13 protein-coding genes and 2 pseudogenes are annotated in these 17,519 nt (G+C 33.9%); 5 read left to right on the top strand and 10 right to left on the bottom strand.

The features are described from left to right. Positions 1-17: 17 nt before the first annotated feature. The 3 genes and pseudogenes from queA to A6B44_RS03265 all read left to right on the top strand — a co-directional run. The gene (gene queA, locus A6B44_RS03275; protein WP_090923477.1) at positions 18-1,103 is read left to right on the top strand and encodes a tRNA preQ1(34) S-adenosylmethionine ribosyltransferase-isomerase QueA; all 1,086 of its coding nucleotides are present in this window, start codon (positions 18-20) and stop codon (positions 1,101-1,103) included. A 65-nt stretch (positions 1,104-1,168) separates the two neighbouring features. Beyond that, entirely contained in the window at positions 1,169-4,072 is a 2,904-nt protein-coding gene (glnE, locus tag A6B44_RS03270) for a bifunctional [glutamate--ammonia ligase]-adenylyl-L-tyrosine phosphorylase/[glutamate--ammonia-ligase] adenylyltransferase (RefSeq protein ID WP_090923479.1), read from the top strand. Between the two features lie 113 nt (positions 4,073-4,185). After that, positions 4,186-5,091, top strand: a pseudogene (locus A6B44_RS03265) (IS256 family transposase, variant Zn-binding type); the annotation flags it as partial. Between the two features lie 147 nt (positions 5,092-5,238). Here A6B44_RS03265 and cspE (A6B44_RS03260) read toward each other — a convergent pair. The 8 genes and pseudogenes from cspE (A6B44_RS03260) to A6B44_RS03225 all read right to left on the bottom strand — a co-directional run bounded on the left by cspE (A6B44_RS03260) (position 5,239) and on the right by A6B44_RS03225 (position 12,115). Continuing rightward, positions 5,239-5,448: a transcription antiterminator/RNA stability regulator CspE gene (cspE, locus tag A6B44_RS03260; RefSeq protein ID WP_090921351.1), complete on the bottom strand. Its 210-nt coding sequence runs from the start codon at positions 5,446-5,448 to the stop codon at positions 5,239-5,241. Positions 5,449-5,779: 331 nt separating this feature from the next. Then, complete coding sequence (gene cspE / locus A6B44_RS03255; RefSeq protein WP_090921350.1) at positions 5,780-5,989, bottom strand: transcription antiterminator/RNA stability regulator CspE; 210 nt, start codon at positions 5,987-5,989, stop codon at positions 5,780-5,782. A 326-nt stretch (positions 5,990-6,315) separates the two neighbouring features. Then, on the bottom strand, positions 6,316-6,525 hold the full coding sequence (gene cspE / locus A6B44_RS03250; RefSeq protein ID WP_090921349.1) for a transcription antiterminator/RNA stability regulator CspE: 210 nt from the start codon (positions 6,523-6,525) through the stop codon (positions 6,316-6,318). Between the two features lie 424 nt (positions 6,526-6,949). Further along, positions 6,950-8,632, bottom strand: coding sequence for a long-chain-fatty-acid--CoA ligase FadD (fadD, locus tag A6B44_RS03245; RefSeq protein ID WP_090921348.1), 1,683 nt, complete (start codon positions 8,630-8,632; stop codon positions 6,950-6,952). Between the two features lie 122 nt (positions 8,633-8,754). After that, positions 8,755-9,795 carry a lytic murein transglycosylase gene (locus A6B44_RS03240; RefSeq protein WP_420801012.1) on the bottom strand — a complete coding sequence of 347 codons (1,041 nt, stop codon included), beginning with the start codon at positions 9,793-9,795 and terminating at the stop codon, positions 8,755-8,757. Positions 9,796-9,968: 173 nt separating this feature from the next. Beyond that, entirely contained in the window at positions 9,969-11,333 is a 1,365-nt protein-coding gene (locus A6B44_RS03235; RefSeq protein WP_090921346.1) for an L-serine ammonia-lyase, read from the bottom strand. A gap of 35 nt (positions 11,334-11,368) precedes the next feature. Further along, positions 11,369-11,467, bottom strand: a pseudogene (locus tag A6B44_RS03230) (septum formation protein); the annotation flags it as partial. 141 nt (positions 11,468-11,608) lie between these two features. Continuing rightward, positions 11,609-12,115 (bottom strand): dihydrofolate reductase, encoded by a 507-nt coding sequence (locus A6B44_RS03225; protein WP_090921345.1) that lies wholly within the window; start codon positions 12,113-12,115, stop codon positions 11,609-11,611. Between the two features lie 143 nt (positions 12,116-12,258). Here A6B44_RS03225 and A6B44_RS03220 point away from each other — a divergent pair, with 143 nt between their 5' ends. After that, positions 12,259-13,023 (top strand): TSUP family transporter, encoded by a 765-nt coding sequence (locus A6B44_RS03220; protein ID WP_090921344.1) that lies wholly within the window; start codon positions 12,259-12,261, stop codon positions 13,021-13,023. Between the two features lie 9 nt (positions 13,024-13,032). Further along, positions 13,033-13,668 carry an endonuclease III gene (gene nth / locus A6B44_RS03215; RefSeq protein ID WP_090921343.1) on the top strand — a complete coding sequence of 212 codons (636 nt, stop codon included), beginning with the start codon at positions 13,033-13,035 and terminating at the stop codon, positions 13,666-13,668. Between the two features lie 50 nt (positions 13,669-13,718). On the opposite strand, the gene A6B44_RS03210 is transcribed toward nth, so the two are convergent. After that, complete coding sequence (locus A6B44_RS03210) at positions 13,719-14,978, bottom strand: APC family permease (protein WP_090921342.1); 1,260 nt, start codon at positions 14,976-14,978, stop codon at positions 13,719-13,721. Positions 14,979-15,001: 23 nt separating this feature from the next. After that, positions 15,002-17,509 (bottom strand): FtsK/SpoIIIE family DNA translocase, encoded by a 2,508-nt coding sequence (locus tag A6B44_RS03205; protein WP_090921354.1) that lies wholly within the window; start codon positions 17,507-17,509, stop codon positions 15,002-15,004. Positions 17,510-17,519 lie beyond the last annotated feature (10 nt).

The following is a 17,519-nucleotide window of genomic DNA, read 5'->3' as shown; positions in this document are numbered from 1 at the left end:
ATTATAAAGGAAACAACGTGTTACTTTCGGATTTTCATTTTGATTTACCTAACGAATTAATTGCTCGTTACCCAACTAAACAGCGTACAGCAAGCCGTTTACTCTATGTTAATGGTGAAACTGGTCAATATTCAGATCAGCAATTTATTGATATTTTAGATCATATCAATGAAGGAGATTTATTGATATTTAATAATACTCGTGTTATCCCTGCTCGTTTATATGGTAAAAAATTAAGTGGTGGTAAACTGGAGGTGTTAGTCGAGCGAGTGCTTGACGAACATCGTTGTTTAGCCCATATTCGTTGCTCAAAAGCACCTAAAGAAGGTTCAACCATTATTTTAGGGGAAGATAAGCTAGGAGAAGGAAAGGGCTTTAATGCCACAATGGTTGCTCGTCACGACACCTTATTTGAACTTAGATTTGAAGAGGTACAGCCTTTATTTGAATTATTAGATCGTGCAGGGCATATGCCGTTACCTCCTTATATTGATCGCCCTGATGAAGAGACCGATCAAGAGCGTTACCAAACTGTATACAGTAAAGAATTAGGGGCGGTTGCTGCACCCACTGCGGGACTTCATTTTGATGATGAATTATTAACAAAATTAACGCAAAAAGGCGTTCAAACTGCTTTTGTTACTTTACACGTGGGAGCGGGCACCTTCCAGCCTGTTCGTGTAGAGACTATTGAAGACCATAAAATGCACGTAGAATATGCTGAAGTCAGCCAAGAGGTTGTCGATAAGATTTTAAAAACTAAAGCAAATGGAAAACGTGTTATTGCCGTAGGCACAACCTCTGTTCGCTCTATTGAAAGTGCTGCGCAGCAAGCTGAAAAATCAAATCAACTCATTGAGTCCTTTTTCTCAGACACTTCTATTTTTATTTACCCAGGTAAAACATTCCGAGTGATTGATGCATTACTGACTAATTTTCATTTACCAGAATCTACTTTGATTATGTTAGTGTCTGCCTTTGCTGGATATTCAAATTGTATGCAAGCCTATCAACACGCAGTGGTTCAGCAATACCGTTTCTTCAGCTATGGTGATGCAATGTTTATTGATAAAAATCCCAATGCAATAAATGATGTTCCGTAGGATAAAAAACTTTGTAAAGACGTATTGAGTAGTATTTTTACAAAAAATATAGGAGAAAAAACACTATGCTTAAGACTCTCAAACTGAAAGCCCAACAACAACTTTCTGAATTATTCGAACAACATAGTGTTCCTAAAAATTTGCAAAATCTTGATAGAATCACACCGCTTATTACCAGTATTGCGATGTCAGATTTTGTCTTTAAACAGATACAAAAACAGCCCTGTTTATTAAATACGTGGCTCAGTGAGCCTCCTTCTCTTAAAGATCACACATACTATATAGCAACGCTTACTTCAATATTGTTTGATATTAATGACGAAGCGCTTTTTCAACAGGAATTACGTCTATTTCGCCACCGTGAAATGGCCACCCTGAGTTTTTTACAATCCAATAAATTGGCTTCTGTCGAGCAAATATTTAATGCCCTATCTCAATTGGCTGAGTCTATTATTGTCATAGCAAAAGACTGGCTCTTTACACGATTATGTGAAGAGTTAGGCACTCCTGTAAATGCAGAAGAAGAAATTCAAGAACTGATTATTTTAGGTATGGGAAAATTAGGTGGTGGTGAACTCAATTTTTCATCCGATATTGACTTGATTTTCTGTTACCCTGATCACGGTCAAACAATTGGGGGACGTAAATCTATTACCAATCAGCAGTTTTTTACTCGTTTAGGACAACGACTGATTCAAGCCTTAGATCAAATTACCAGTGATGGTTTTGTATATCGTACAGATATGCGATTACGTCCTTTTGGCGAAACAGGTGCATTAGTCTTTAGTTTTGATGCAATGGAAGATTACTATCAAGAGCAAGGACGAGACTGGGAGCGCTACGCAATGATTAAGGCAAAAATATTAGGCAAAGATGACACTAACCTTAACCATCGCTATCTTGCTCAAATGCTACGCCCTTTTGTTTATCGCCGTTATTTAGATTACAGTGCTATTCAATCTCTACGAGAAATGAAACAAAATATTAGCCGTGAAGTTATGCGTCGAAATTTAACTAATAACATAAAATTAGGCGCCGGAGGCATTCGTGAAATAGAATTTATTGTGCAGACTTTTCAAATGATTCGAGGAGGTAGAAATGAATTACTTCGTTCTCGACGCTTATTAGAAAGCCTTACCGCCTTGAATCAATTGCAAATTTTAACATCAGATCAAATTGAACAACTTTACAATGCCTATATTTTTTTACGTCAAATTGAAAATGTGTTGCAAGCAATTGATGATAAACAAACTCAAACTCTACCTACCGATGAGAATAATCGCTTACGCATTATTTTTGCCTGCCAACAATTTGGTCAAGGTAATCATAATAAAAAAATTGATTATCCTATCAATGATTGGCAGAGTTTTCTGCTCGTTTTAGAAGAACATCAACAAAAGGTAAGAACCATTTTCCATCAAATTATTGGTGAAGCAGAACAAGAAAACGATAAAGAAGACAATCCCATTTTAGCGCAATGGAAAGATATATTGCACTACCCTATTTCAGTAGAGGATTTTAATGCGGTCATCACACATTACCCTGTTCAACCACAGGATTATCCACAATTATTACAAATATTAGATAACACCTTGCAAGAATGGCGAAAAAAACCTATTGGCATAAGGGGACGCAGGGTTTTATATAAACTAATGCCACAACTTATAGATATGCTTCTTCAACAAACTGATTATCTTATTTTATTACCAAGACTTATCAATATTGTTGATAAAATTACATTAAGAACCTCTTATTTAGAGCTGTTATTAGAAAATAAACATATTTTACCTCGTCTCATTTTACTCTGTGGTGAATCTGTGATGATTGCAGAACAAGTTGCTCGCCACCCAATGTTGCTCGATGAATTTATTCTACAAGAGAAAATTACTTGTCTTAATTCTCAAGCAGACTATCAAAATACATTACACCACTATCTACTGCGTATTCCACAAGATGATGAAGAACAACTTATTGATGGTTTACGTCAATTTAAACAAACTCAACTGCTTCATATCGCTACCGCTGATATTATTGGTGAACTATCCGTAATGAAAATTAGTGATCATCTCACCTATCTTGCAGAAACCATTATTCATACTGTCGTTAATATGGCTTGGAAACAAGTGGCTAAACGCTTTGGTTATCCCAATCATTTAACCGCCAATGAATGTGATTTCACAGTGATTGCTTATGGAAAATTAGGTGGGTTTGAGTTAGGTTATAACTCTGATTTAGATTTAGTTTTTCTACATCAAGCGCCTATAAATGGTGAAACTGTTGGTGGAAAAAAAGTTATTTCTAGCCAACAATTTTACTTAAAATTAGCTCATAAAATTAATAGCATTTTTAATCTAAATACTGCTTCTGGCATATTATATGATATCGATATGCGGTTAAGACCTTCTGGTGAAGCAGGACTTTTAGTTAGCTCTTTTGAGGCTTATGAAAATTATCAACATAATGATGCTTGGACTTGGGAGAATCAAGCTTTAGTCCGTAGCCGATGTGTTTATGGCTCTGAGAAAAATCGTCAAAAATTTGAGGAAATTCGTCAAAATGTACTTAAAAAATCTCGTACAAGCGGTCACTTAAAAGAAGAAATTTGCAAAATGCGACAAAAAATGTATCAACATTTCAAACAAACTTCTGTAAATAAATTTAATTTAAAGACCGATCAAGGAGGCATTGTCGATATAGAGTTTATTGCTCAATATCTCGTGCTTAATTATGCATACCAATACCCTTTAATGGCAAAATGGTCTGATAATGTGAGGATTTTTGATTCTGCTATGGAATGTAACATTTTGACAAAATCACAAGGTGAACAACTTAAAGTATGTTACACAACATTACGTAATAAAATTCATCATCTTAATTTACAAAGAAAAAGCAGTATTGTTGATAACAATGATTTTCTCTCAGAAAGACAATTTGTTATTGATATATGGAATACCTTACTAGAAATATAACAGACATAAAAAAAGGCATAGTAGACAAAATAGTTGGTAAAAAATGGGTTAAAGCTTTATATTACTGTGCTTTAGCCCACTTTTTTGAAAATGAATAAAAAACTTGTCCTTTTTGTCATAAAACGAATATTCACAAATATGGTACCCAAAATAATGTTCAACGTTATAAATGCTCTATTTGTAATAAAACTTTTACCTTCAAAAAATCCTTAAATTCAAGCCAAATTTGGCTAGATTACACAGAAGGTAAACAAACCTATAAGCAACTAGCAATTAAATATAATTGCTCTGTTAGAACTATTCAAAGATATGTTTTAAAAGCCCCTAAAACGCCATTAAATATCCCACAAAATAATAAATTGAACTTAATGATGGATACCACTTTCTTTGGTCGAAATTTTGGTGTTCTCGTTTTTATGGACACTTTATCAAAGAAGGTAATTTATCATCAAATTGTGACAACAGAAAAAAATCTTTATTATCTATTAGCAATGAATAAATTAAGAGAAAAAGGCTATATTATTCAATCTATTACTTGTGATGGAAGACGAGGATTATTAAGAGATTTTTTAAATACGCCTGCACAACTTTGCCAATTTCATCAAATAGCAAATGTAATAAGGAAATTAACAAGGAACCCTAAATCTGAAGCGGGAAAAGAGCTAAAAATATTAGTTAAAACATTAAAAAATAGCTCTAAAAACGAGTTCTATATTAATTTACATTATTGGTATTTAAAACATAAAGAATATTTAAATGAACGCTCCGATAAAATAAATGAAAAGGGTAAATATCCTTTTAAACATCGTAATATAAGAAGTGCTTACAGGAGCTTAAAATATAATATGGATTATTTATTTACTTTTGAAAAATATCCTGAATTAAATATAGAAAAAACAACAAATAGGCTTGAAAGTTTATTTGGAGAACTTAAACGAAAACTATCTAATCATAATGGTTTAACCAAATACCATAAGATTATGTTTATAAAAGATTTTCTAAATAAAAGGAGTTGGTAATTATTTATAAAATAATAAAAACCAACTCATTTGTCTACTATGGGCATAGCTCCTCAAAATTACCAACTATTTTGTCTACTATGCCTAAAAAAATCCCCTTATAAAAGGGGATTCTCAAAAAATCTATTTAGTAGCTAATTAGACTAATTAGACTAATTTTACATCAATTGCAGATGGACCACGTTGGCTATCTTGAACACTGAATTCTACGTTATCATTTTCATTTAATGTTCTGTAGTTGTCACCAACAATTCCTGAAAAGTGAACGAATACATCTTTTCCACCATTAGATGGAGTGATGAAACCAAAACCTTTCTCAGAGTTGAACCATTTTACGATACCAGTTAATTTAGACATATGTCTTCCTTATTTTAAAATTTATTTGAATGCTTGAAAACTCAAGCGGTAAAACTAATCACTTTATAAATGGAGATGGATATTAAAAGGACTATCAAGAAATAAAGTAAAAACTTTGAAATAATGAGGAAGAACTATAATAACTAACTTTTTTAAACTGCTCTTAGCTAGGTCTGTATTAGAACACAATTATAAAAATAACACAACCTATTTTTAACGCTTATTTAATATTTATTTAAATAACAATTATGTAAAATGTTATTTTCTTTTTAATAGATATAAAAAAAGCCCCTTATAAAGGAGCTTCTTAAGAAATCTATTTAATCACTAATTAAACTAATTTTACATCAATTGCAGATGGGCCACGTTGGCTATCTTGAACATTGAATTCTACATTATCATTTTCATTTAATGATTTATAGTTATCACCAAGTATACCAGAGAAATGTACGAATACATCTTTTCCACCATTAGATGGAGTGATGAAACCAAAACCTTTATCAGAGTTAAACCATTTTACAATACCAGTTAATTTAGACATATGTCTTCCTTATTTAAAATTTATTTGAATGCTTGAAAATTCAAGCGGTAAAACTAATCACTTTATAAATGGGATGGATATTAAAAGAACTATCAAGAAATAAAGTAAAAACTTTCAAATAATGAGGAAGAACTATAATAACTAACTTTTTTAAACTGCTCTTAGCTAGGTTCGTATTAGAACATACTTATTAGCATAATACAAACTATTTTTCACAATTAATCTTGAACAAAAAATAGTTACAAATGAGAGACTTTGAATAAAATAGTACATATAAAAAAAACTCTTATTACTAAGAGTTTTTTAAAATTTATTTAATAGAGCTATTAAATTACTTTTACATCAACAGCAGATGGTCCACGTTGACTATCTTGAACGCTGAACTCTACGTTGTCATTTTCATTTAATGATCTGTAGTTATCGCCAACAATTCCTGAAAAATGAACGAATACATCTTTTCCACCATTAGATGGAGTGATGAAACCAAACCCTTTCTCAGAGTTAAACCATTTTACGATACCAGTTAATTTAGACATATGTTTTCCTTGTCTTTAATAATTTATATAGAATGCTTGAAATCAAGCTGTGAAGCTAATCATCTTAATTTAAATAGATATGGATATTAAAAGGACTTTCAAGAATAAAGTAAAAACTTTGTACAACTGAGGAGAACTATAATAACTAACTTTTAAAATGCTCTTAGCTAGACTCTGATTAGAACACAACTACCCTATTAAAGCAAGCTTAATTTATTTTCATCTGACCAAAGAAACTGCAATTACGATTTTATTCTAATTGCGTTTAATTTTTGGTGCAAAAAAGAAAACCCAACACCAAAGTCAGTATTGGGTGAGGTCTTACTTAAGGATTATGAAAAAACTACACGCTTAAAGATTCTATTTAGCATATTGTTACTTACTATGACTAGTGTCATTTTAATAAGTTCAATAAATTTATTTTTTATTGACTTATTTTTGCTATTTCTTCATCCCTTAATACTCTACGTAAAATCTTACCTACACTCGTTTTAGGTAATTCATCCCTAAATTCAATGTCTCTAGGAATTTTGTATCCTGTTAAATGTTGTCTGCAATGTTTTTTTAACTCATCACGAGTTAAACTTTCCTCTTTTTTCGTTACATAAACTTTAATACTTTCCCCTGAACGTTCATTCGGTATTCCCACTGCAACAACTTCATTTACTTTAGGATTTAATGCAATCACATCTTCGATTTCATTAGGATAAACATTGAAGCCTGAGACAATAATCATATCTTTTTTGCGATCTACAATACGTAAATTCAAATCTGATCCCATTTCTACAATATCACCTGTTGCGACCCAACCATCTTTTATAGATTCTGCTGTTTCTTCAGGCTTTTGCCAATAACCTTGCATTACTTGAGGCCCTTTAACCCAAAGTTCACCTCTTTCACCAATGCCAACATCATTTCCTTCATCATTAATAATACGAATATCGGTATTCGGCATAGGTACTCCAATAGATGCTGAATACTCTGTTGAATCCATTCGAGTTGCAGAAATTAATGGTGAACATTCTGTCATTCCATAACCTTCTATAATGTGACAACCTGTTGTTTTATGCCAGCGCTCAGCAACAGAACGTTGTACTGCCGCACCACCGCCAACAGACATCTTTAATTTTGAAAAATTAACTTCTTTAAAATTTTCATTATTTAATAATGCATTAAATAGTGTATTTACACCCGTTAAAGCAACGAAAGGATATTTTTTTATGTCTTTGACAAAAGCAGGAATATCTCTAGGGTTAGTAATAAGTAATCCTGTTAATCCAAGCTCTATAAAAAGCAAACAGTTAATCGTTAAAGCAAAAATATGATAAAGAGGTAATGCAATCACACCTACATTACCACTGCCGCTACCTAGTAAAGGCTCACCTACCCATTTAGCTTGCATTACATTCGCAACCACATTTTGATGACTCAACATTGCGCCTTTAGCCACTCCCGTGGTTCCACCCGTATATTGTAAAAAAGCGAGATCCTCTTTATTTATGATAGGCTTAATATATTGACGATGCTTTCCAATACTGAGTACTTCTCTAAAAGTGGCAGCATGAGGTAACTTATATTTTGGTACGAGTTTTTTTACATATTTCACAACAAAATTAACTAAATTTCGCTTTCCAAAAGATAATTGATCTCCCATTCTCGTTAAAATAACGTGCTCTATAGGTGTATTAAAAACCACTTTTTCCAATGTTGCCGCAAAGTTCGAAACAATAACAATTGCTTTGGCACCACTATCATTTAATTGATGCTCTAATTCTCTTGGCGTATAGAGAGGGTTCACATTGACTATCACTAAACCAGCTCTTAATGCACCAAATAATGCAATAGGATATTGCAGTAAGTTTGGCATCATTAATGCAATACGATCCCCTTTTTCCAAGCGTAATTCATTTTGTAAATAAGCTGCAAATGCTCGACTACGCTTTTCCAGAGAACGAAAAGTGAGTACTTTCCCCATATTAATATAGGCTGGAATATCAGGATGTTTATTAATTGCACTTTCAAACATCTCTAATAAGGATTCATATTTATCAACATTAACTTCCTTCTCTGCTTCTGGAGGATAGTTTTTGAACCAAATTTTATCCATTAATTTTCCCTTATTATTTATTTTTTCTTTTTCTAAGACCAATTTTATATTCTACAATATTCACATTGAATATTCATTCATATTTTACCTTTGATTCTTGTATAAAATATGAAAATAAACCCTTAATACACTTCTTTAGCGATTCTTTCTGCAAATTGCCCAATACTAATGGCAAAATAATTTGAATTATTCCAATTTCTTAAGGTTCGGTAATTGGTTGAAACTAAAAATGCTCGTCCAACTTCTTTATTAGGTCGAACAAGCCATAAATCCGCATTTTGCAATTGCGCTAATTTTGCTAAATTGACCTCTGTTGCGTCATTTAATACCAAGCCTAAACCTAACCATTGTGATAATTTTTTTGCTTTATTACGTTGAATCCCAGAAACACTTAAATCAAGTGGTAGTGCAAGATCAACCTCCACTCCCCAAGGTAAACTCTTATCCCAACCAATAGTTGACAGATAAGAAGCAATTGAAGCAAAAACATCATACTGTTCTGTCCAAATATCTTTTTGGCCATCACCATTACCGTCTGCCGCATAACTTAAATATGCTGTTGGCATAAACTGTGACTGCCCCATTGCACCAGCCCAAGAGCCTTTCATCTTAGAGCGTGAAATAGTACCATTCTCCAGAATTTTCATTGCATTAATAAATTCCTGAGTGAATAATTTCTCTCGACGACCTTCAAATGCTAATGTTGCTAACACTGACAAAACATCATAATCACCTTGATAATATCCAAAGCTACTCTCCATTCCCCACAATGCCATTAAGTACTCTTTAGGTACTTGATATTGTTGGCTCGCTTTTACCAATTGGGGTTGATATTGCCACCATAGCTCTACCGCTTTATCTACCTTTGTTTGAGTTAATACACGATTTAAGTAGCGAGTCACACCATCTGGATTAGGAGGTGGCGTTTCATATGTAGTCTGTGTTTTTTTAGGTGACTGTTTTTCATCTAGTTCCACAGCTTTATCAATGTAGGAGATATTTTGTTGGCTTACTAGAAAGTGAGATGAAACCCCTGCTTGCTTAGCTTTATATTTTAAAAAACCTACATAATCATCAAAATTATCTAAGGTTCGAGGGCTATCATAACGGTTTCCATATGATTTAAGCTGAGCCTCTAAGCTTGTACAACTCAGTAAAAGCATTATTGACGATATGATGAATGTCAGTGATTTTTTCATAAAATTATCCTAAAAACAGAAGCAATTTGTGATTCTGGCAAATTTTATAAAAATTGTCCACTTCAATACACTAATATAAGAAAGAAAACCTGATTATTCACAAATAATCAGGTTTTAAAACACAAAATTGTACACTACTAACTGCACAGTACCTTAATGGCAAGACCACCCTGTGATGTTTCTCGGTATTTCGTATTCATATCCTTACCTGTTTCATACATCGTTTCAATTACCTTGTCTAAACTCACCTTAGGTTTAGTGGTGCGGCGCAATGCCATACGGCTTGCATTAATTGCTTTCACAGCAGCAATCGCATTACGTTCAATACAAGGCACTTGCACCTGTCCTCCAACGGGATCACAAGTTAAGCCTAGATTATGCTCCATCGCCACCTCAGCAGCAATAAAAACTTGATCTGGACTTCCACCTAATATTTCAGTTAAACCTGCCGCTGCCATTGAACAAGCAACTCCAACCTCACCTTGACAACCTACTTCTGCTCCAGAAATAGAGGCATTCATTTTATATAATGACCCCACTACTCCACAAGTTAATAGATAACGTTCAATAATTTCAGGTGTTAATGTTGTAATAAACTTTTCATAGTAAGCTAAAACAGCTGGCACAATGCCACAAGCACCATTGGTTGGTGCCGTCACTACCCGACCACCTGCAGCATTTTCTTCATTCACAGCTAATGCAAATAAATTTACCCAATCAATAACCACCATTGGATCATTAAACAAATGATCATTTGCTTCCAATCGGCGATATAAAATACCCGCACGACGAGGTACTTTTAATGGACCCGGTAACACTCCCTCTGTATGAATACCCTTTTGAATACAATTTTTCATTGTATCCCACACGGCTAACAAATGGTTTTCTAGGATTGATTTTTCATTTAATGCCAATTCATTTTGCATCATCAAACTAGACACAGATAAACCACTATCCTCACAATGCGCTAAAATATCTTCCGTATTTTTATAAGGGTAAGGTACTTGAACTTCTTGCTCTTCCTCGATACCAAAATGATCTTCATCAACAATGAATCCCCCACCTATGGAATAGTATGTTTGTTGATAAATTTGCTCATCACCACTCAATGCAGTGATCCGCATTCCATTTTCGTGTAATGACAAAAAACTACTATGAAAGACCATATTTTTATCAAAATCAAAGTCAACGGTATGCTCACCTTTGGAGACAGGTAATTTAGCCGTTCTTTTAACATCAGCAATAAAGGCAGGAATAGCATCAATATCCACATTATGAGGCAAATAACCTGCTAACCCCATAATAATTGCAATATCAGTATTATGTCCTTTTCCTGTCATAGAAAGTGAGCCATAAACATCAACATATAATTTTGTTATGCCATTTAACTGATTATTTTGAATAAGTGTATTGACAAATTCTTTCCCAGCCTTCATTGGCCCTACTGTATGAGAGCTAGAAGGTCCCACTCCTATCTTAAACATATCAAAAACACTAATCATAACACTATCCTTTTGCGAAATTCAGTATGAGATGATATCACACCACCTAATGATTCAATTAAGCCTAAAATACTTGGGTTAAGAATAGTCACTCCCCAAAGTACTAATAAAAATACTAATGCGGTTACATTGTTAAAAATAAACAAACATTAGCATTTCTCATAAAACAATATAACAACTTATTGGGCACAGATGGAAGCGGTACGATTTGCATCAAAATTTGCAAATTTTTACAACAATGTATAATGTATCCGCTATATTTCTGTATTGAAATATTAAGTATCCGTACTCGAAGTTAATTTATTAAAAATCATAAAACGACATTGATAAGGATTTTTGTCATCGATCTCTGACCATTGTTGAGTAGCTAAACACCATTCAGTTTCATCAAACTCAAAATAGGTATCACCTTCAATCTCAGCCTGAATTTCTGTTAAATATAGAGTATCCGCTAAAGGAAGTGCCTGCTTAAATAATTCACCGCCACCAATGACTATAACTTCTGTAACATCTGTTAACTCATTGGCTATTTTTAATCCCTGCTCTAAACTACTCGCAGATAACGCGCCTTCTACATTAAAATTAGAACGAGACAAAATAATATTCGGACGATTAGGTAACAAACGTCCAATAGATTCATAGGTTTTTCTTCCCATAATGACAGGTTTATTTATCGTGTTATTTTTAAACCACGCGAGATCGACAGGTAAATGCCACGGCATTTGATTATCTTTACCAATCACGTTATTTTTAGTTCGTGCAACAATTAAACTGATTTTCATCTCTTTTCTCCTTTATATTTTCATTCTATCAAAATAGATAATTTTTTACCTTTTATTATTTAAGAAAAATGGAATAAATGGTAATCTATACACCATAAATTTTGTAAAAAATGTTCAACATCATACCGCTTGTAAAGGATTTTATGGACTTTAATTTTGATATTTTGGCTCTGCTATTTATTGTCGCAATGGTTGCAGGCTTTATTGATGCCATAGCTGGTGGAGGTGGGCTAATTACAGTTCCTGCTCTACTGGCTGTCGGTATTCCTCCCACTTTAGCACTAGGTACAAATAAATTGCAAGGTAGCGGAGGCTCTTTTGCAGCTTCTCTGTATTTTATACGACAAAAAACCGTTAATTTAAAAGAAATAAAGTGGTTGATTATATTCACCTTTTTAGGCTCTTCTATTGGGACTATTTTAATCCAGCTAATGGATGCAGCATCCCTTAAAATGATTATTCCTTTTCTTATTTTCATTGTTGGATTGTATTTTTTATTTAGTCCTAATCTAGGTAAAAAAGATGCTATACAACGTATTAGTCTTACTTTATTTGGTGTAACGGCAGCAATGGGAATTGGTTTTTATGATGGTTTTTTAGGACCAGGTGCAGGATCATTTTTTACACTGGCGTTTGTATCTTTACTGGGTTTTAACCTTCCTAAATCGGTTGCTCACGCAAAAGTACTAAACTTTACGTCTAATTCTGCCGCATTACTCTTTTTTGTTTTAGGCGGTGCCGTACTTTGGAAAGTGGGATTATTTATGATGATCGGTCAGTTTATTGGTGGTCATTTAGGTGCAAGAATGGTCGTCACACGAGGACAAAAATTAATTCGACCAATGATCGTGATAATGTCATTTACTATGGTGATAAAAATGCTTTATGATCAAGGTTATTTTTATTAAAATACCATTATGAATAAAACAAAACGTATTGAAATTTTAACTCGATTACGAGATCAAAATCCGCATCCAACAACAGAGCTGAATTATAATTCACCTTTTGAGTTATTGATTGCCGTAATTTTATCTGCTCAAGCCACTGATGTTGGTGTAAATAAAGCAACGGCTAAATTATTTCCTATTGCCAATACACCTCAAAAAATTTTAGATTTAGGTGTAGAGGGCTTAAAAGAGTATATTAAAACTATTGGATTGTTTAATAGTAAAGCCAATAATGTGATAAAAACCTGTCGTGATTTAATTGAAAAACATAATGGTATTGTGCCAGAAAGCCGAGAAGCTCTAGAAGCACTGGCAGGAGTAGGGCGAAAAACCGCTAATGTAGTACTTAACACTGCTTTTGGACACCCAACTATTGCCGTTGACACCCACATTTTTAGGGTAAGTAATCGCACAAAATTTGCAATGGGAAAAGATGTTGTCAAAGTTGAAGAAAAGCTATTGAAAGTTGTTCCCAATGAATTTAAAGTTGATGTTCATCATTGGCTGATTTTACACGGTCGCTATACTTGTATCGCTCGAAAACCTCGTTGCGGTTCTTGTATTATTGAAGATCTTTGTGAGTATAAAGATAAAACAGAAGTTTAAGGATTAATCAATAACAATAAGGCTAAAGTGTATTAATCCTTATTTTTATTCTATCTTCTCACTCTAAATTGACGAATCGCCCACAAAGCAAATCCCATAACTATCCATAGCATCACTTCAAAATAAAGCCCTGAAGCCGCCAGTAGTGTAAATATTAAACCTACAAGAGCTAAGAAACGTTCCTTACGAGCCTTTTCAAGTTTGAAAAAATACCACTGTACAATAATATAAATGGTGATAAATCCAGCTGAAGAATAGCGAATAATTAAATCTTCTTGGTTTCCAAATAAATAACTCATTAAAATCACTAAACCATAGCAAAACAATAAGACTATTAATGCAATATAAGGTGTACCGTTTGTTTCTTTAGACAGAAATTTAGGTAAGCGACCTGATAGAGAAAGACCATTAAGTACCTTACTTGCTGCTAATACCCACGCATTACAAGATACCACAACAATAAAAATAGAAAATAAACTCACTAATACAGGCAAAAAACCACCTTTAAATGGGGCGGTCATCAAATCTAAAACGGCAAAATTCGCTTTTGCTTCTGTTTGGGTAGCACTCAATGCTAGTGCAAAAGCAATAAATAGATAACAAGCACCAACAAGAGGGACAGAAATTAAGATAGATTTATTAAAAGTACGTGCTCGCTCTTTCACATTTGGAGCAATAGCGGCAACATTTTCCCAACCAACAAAAACAAAAAAGCAAATTCCAAGTGTTTGTAAAAGTGTTTCAATACTCACAAACTCTGTAGCAGTACTTGGTTGCAAAACAAGTTGAGTATTATCTATATTCCAATAAGTTGCCAAAGTTGCAATACTTAGGAGTACAAATAACATCACGAAGGTGAGTATAAATTGTAGTCGAGAACTACTACGTAACCCAAGCATATTGAACATTACACTGAACGCCATAAAAAAGAATGCTAAAGGGTAGAAAAAGATATCTCCATCCAATCCGAAAGCTGAAATAGCGTATCGTGATGCTACAAAACCAAGTGTAGGATTACCCACAAGCATCACAAAAATCATTACATCATCAACAAATTGACTTATACCTTTTGAAGCTTTGAGATGTAAAAAATGCAAAATACCACTATTATGGGGATAACGAATACTGATAATGGCAAAAACCTTAGCTAATGGCCAAGAGGCAATAATTAACAGTAGCCAAATTGCGAAAACATATACTCCACCAACAGAATAAGCAATAGCAGGTACCACAAGAATACCTGCGCCTATAAGATTGGAAATATAGTAGGCAACGGTTTCTTTTACACCTAAAATTTCTGTCTGTTTCATTTTTGTTTTCCTTTAAAAACGGTTTAACCTACAATTTCTCTTTTGCCTCGATTATCAGGAGTGGAGAGTATCCCTTGCTCTTGAAGTTGATCCAATATTCTCGCCGCTCTCGGAAAGCCAATAGAAAAACGGCGTTGTACCCCACTTGCCGAAGTGACATTCGATTCTAAAACAAATGCCACCACTTCATCAAATAATGGATCTAAATCTCCTCCTGACTCGCCTGAAGAACTAGAATCCTCTCCTTCTGCTGAAGAAACCACTGCATCAATATAGTTTGGAAAACCTCTTGCTCGCCAATCATCTGTGACTTTTTGTACATCCTCATCATGCATAAATGCACCGTGAACACGGATAATATCAGGGCTACCTGCCGCTGAATAAAGCATATCTCCACGTCCTAAAAGAGATTCTGCGCCACCTTTATCTAAAATGGTTCTTGAATCAATTTGGCTTGCAACAGTAAAGGCAATTCGACTTGGAATATTGGATTTAATCAACCCTGTAATCACATCTGCTGATGGCCTTTGTGTCGCTAAAATCAAATGAATCCCTGCTGCTCGTGCTTTTTGCCCAATACGAATAATATACTCTTCAACTTGTTTACCCTGAGTCATAATTAAATCGGAAAACTCATCAATAATGACCACAATATAGCTTAATTTCTCTAGCGCTGGAGGCAAGCTATCCATTGAATCTCCAGGTTTCCACGTTGGGTCAGGAATAGGGTAATTCATTGCTTCTGCTTGCTCAATTTTGTCGTTATACCCCTCTATATTTCGTACACTAAGATGCTTAAGGAGCATATAACGTCTTTCCATTTCATCAACTACCCAGCGTAATGAATTCACAGCTTTTTTCATATCTGTCACGACAGGAGTAAGTAGATGAGGAATGTTATCATAAATACTTAACTCAACCACTTTAGGATCAATCATAATAAAACGCACTTGTTCAGGAGTTAATTTATACAATAAACTTAAAATCATTGTATTTACACCGACAGATTTCCCTCCACCAGTTTGACCCGCAACTAATAAATGGGGCATTTTCGCCATATCTACCACAACTGATTGACCACTAATATCTTTTCCGAGTGCCATTGGTAATTTAGCCGTAGAATGAGAGAATTCCTTACTTTCAAGAATATCCCTTAACCAAACTGTTTCTCTGTGCGAATTTGGTGTTTCAATACCCATATAAGGTTTACCTGGAACAACATCCGTAATACGAATAGCTTTAAACATCAATGCTCTTGCCAAATCACTTCCTAAATTGATCACTTTGGAAGATTTAATTCCTGCCGCTAATTGAATTTCATAACGAGTGACCACTGGTCCGATTAACACATCTTCCACAGTTGCTTTAACGCCAAAATCTGCTAAAGCAGTTTCAATTCTTGTTGAAATATCATAAATTTCCTTTTTGGTAATTCTTTGTGTTTCAACAGGTGGTTTTTCCATCAAATTGATAGTAGGTAAAGGTGTTTTAGGTTTTGGCATTTTAGTATGTTGCTGCAACAATGGATGTATTAATGTATTTCCATAACCTTTTGGGTATTTTGGTACACTGCTGTCTACTTTAACTGCTGGTGTTGTGTCCACTGTCTCCTTTTCTTCTTTTATAGTAGCTGAAGTTGATTCCGTTGCATTTTCTTCATCTTCTGGATCAAGATGGACTTTTGGTAATTCATTGAATTTAAATGAAGTTAAATCATTCACCTCTTTTTCTAATTCTTGCTCCACTGGCTCTACTGAGTTTAGAAAATTGGATTGTTGCTGTACGGCTGTTGCAGTATTAAAAACAGCTGTTTTATCATCTTCTTGTGATTCATCACCCTGTGCTCTTTCTCTTTTCAAACCTATAATTTTAGGCATAGGACGAGTGAATCGTGTTACATCTGTAAGTTGTGGCTGTAACGTTGTTTCTTCATCAGAAGAATTAATATCTTCTGTTTGCTCGGTCAGTACATCCTCTTTATTTTTTGCAAAATTATTGTTTGAAGTGACCGCTTGTTTTTCTTCTGTGGTAGTCAACCAGCTATATAATTCTGTACCCAATGAGAACAAAATTTTACCTAAACAAAAATAAAAGCCCACCACTGCAAAAATCGCTGCGATAACTAAAGCACCAAAGGTTTCAATATGTGCAGAAAGCTCATTAATAAAAATATTCCCAACAAAACCACCAGATACATAATACTCAGAGTATGAAAATAACATACTTAAGCAACCCGACAATCCTAATAAAAGCAATATAAAACTGATAAATTTTGCAAATAAATATAACCAACTAAATTTATGTTCTAAATTAAAAAAAAGCCAGTAAAGGGGTGAAATAATTAAAACCAGAGGAATAATAAATGCAACCTGACCAAAAGCAGAGAAAAGTAAATCAATCGTCCAAGCACCTAATACACCAGCCTTATTTAATACTTCTGTTGTGACACTACTCGACACTGACCAGCTATTGTCTAATGGGCTATAGCTTATCCAAGCCATCATTAGATAACACCCAACAACAACCATCATAATTAATAAA

The sequence above is a fragment of the Pasteurella skyensis genome (genome assembly GCF_013377295.1).
Taxonomy (GTDB): Bacteria; Pseudomonadota; Gammaproteobacteria; order Enterobacterales; family Pasteurellaceae; genus Phocoenobacter; species Phocoenobacter skyensis.
This window is presented reverse-complemented; position numbering and strand designations above follow the sequence as displayed.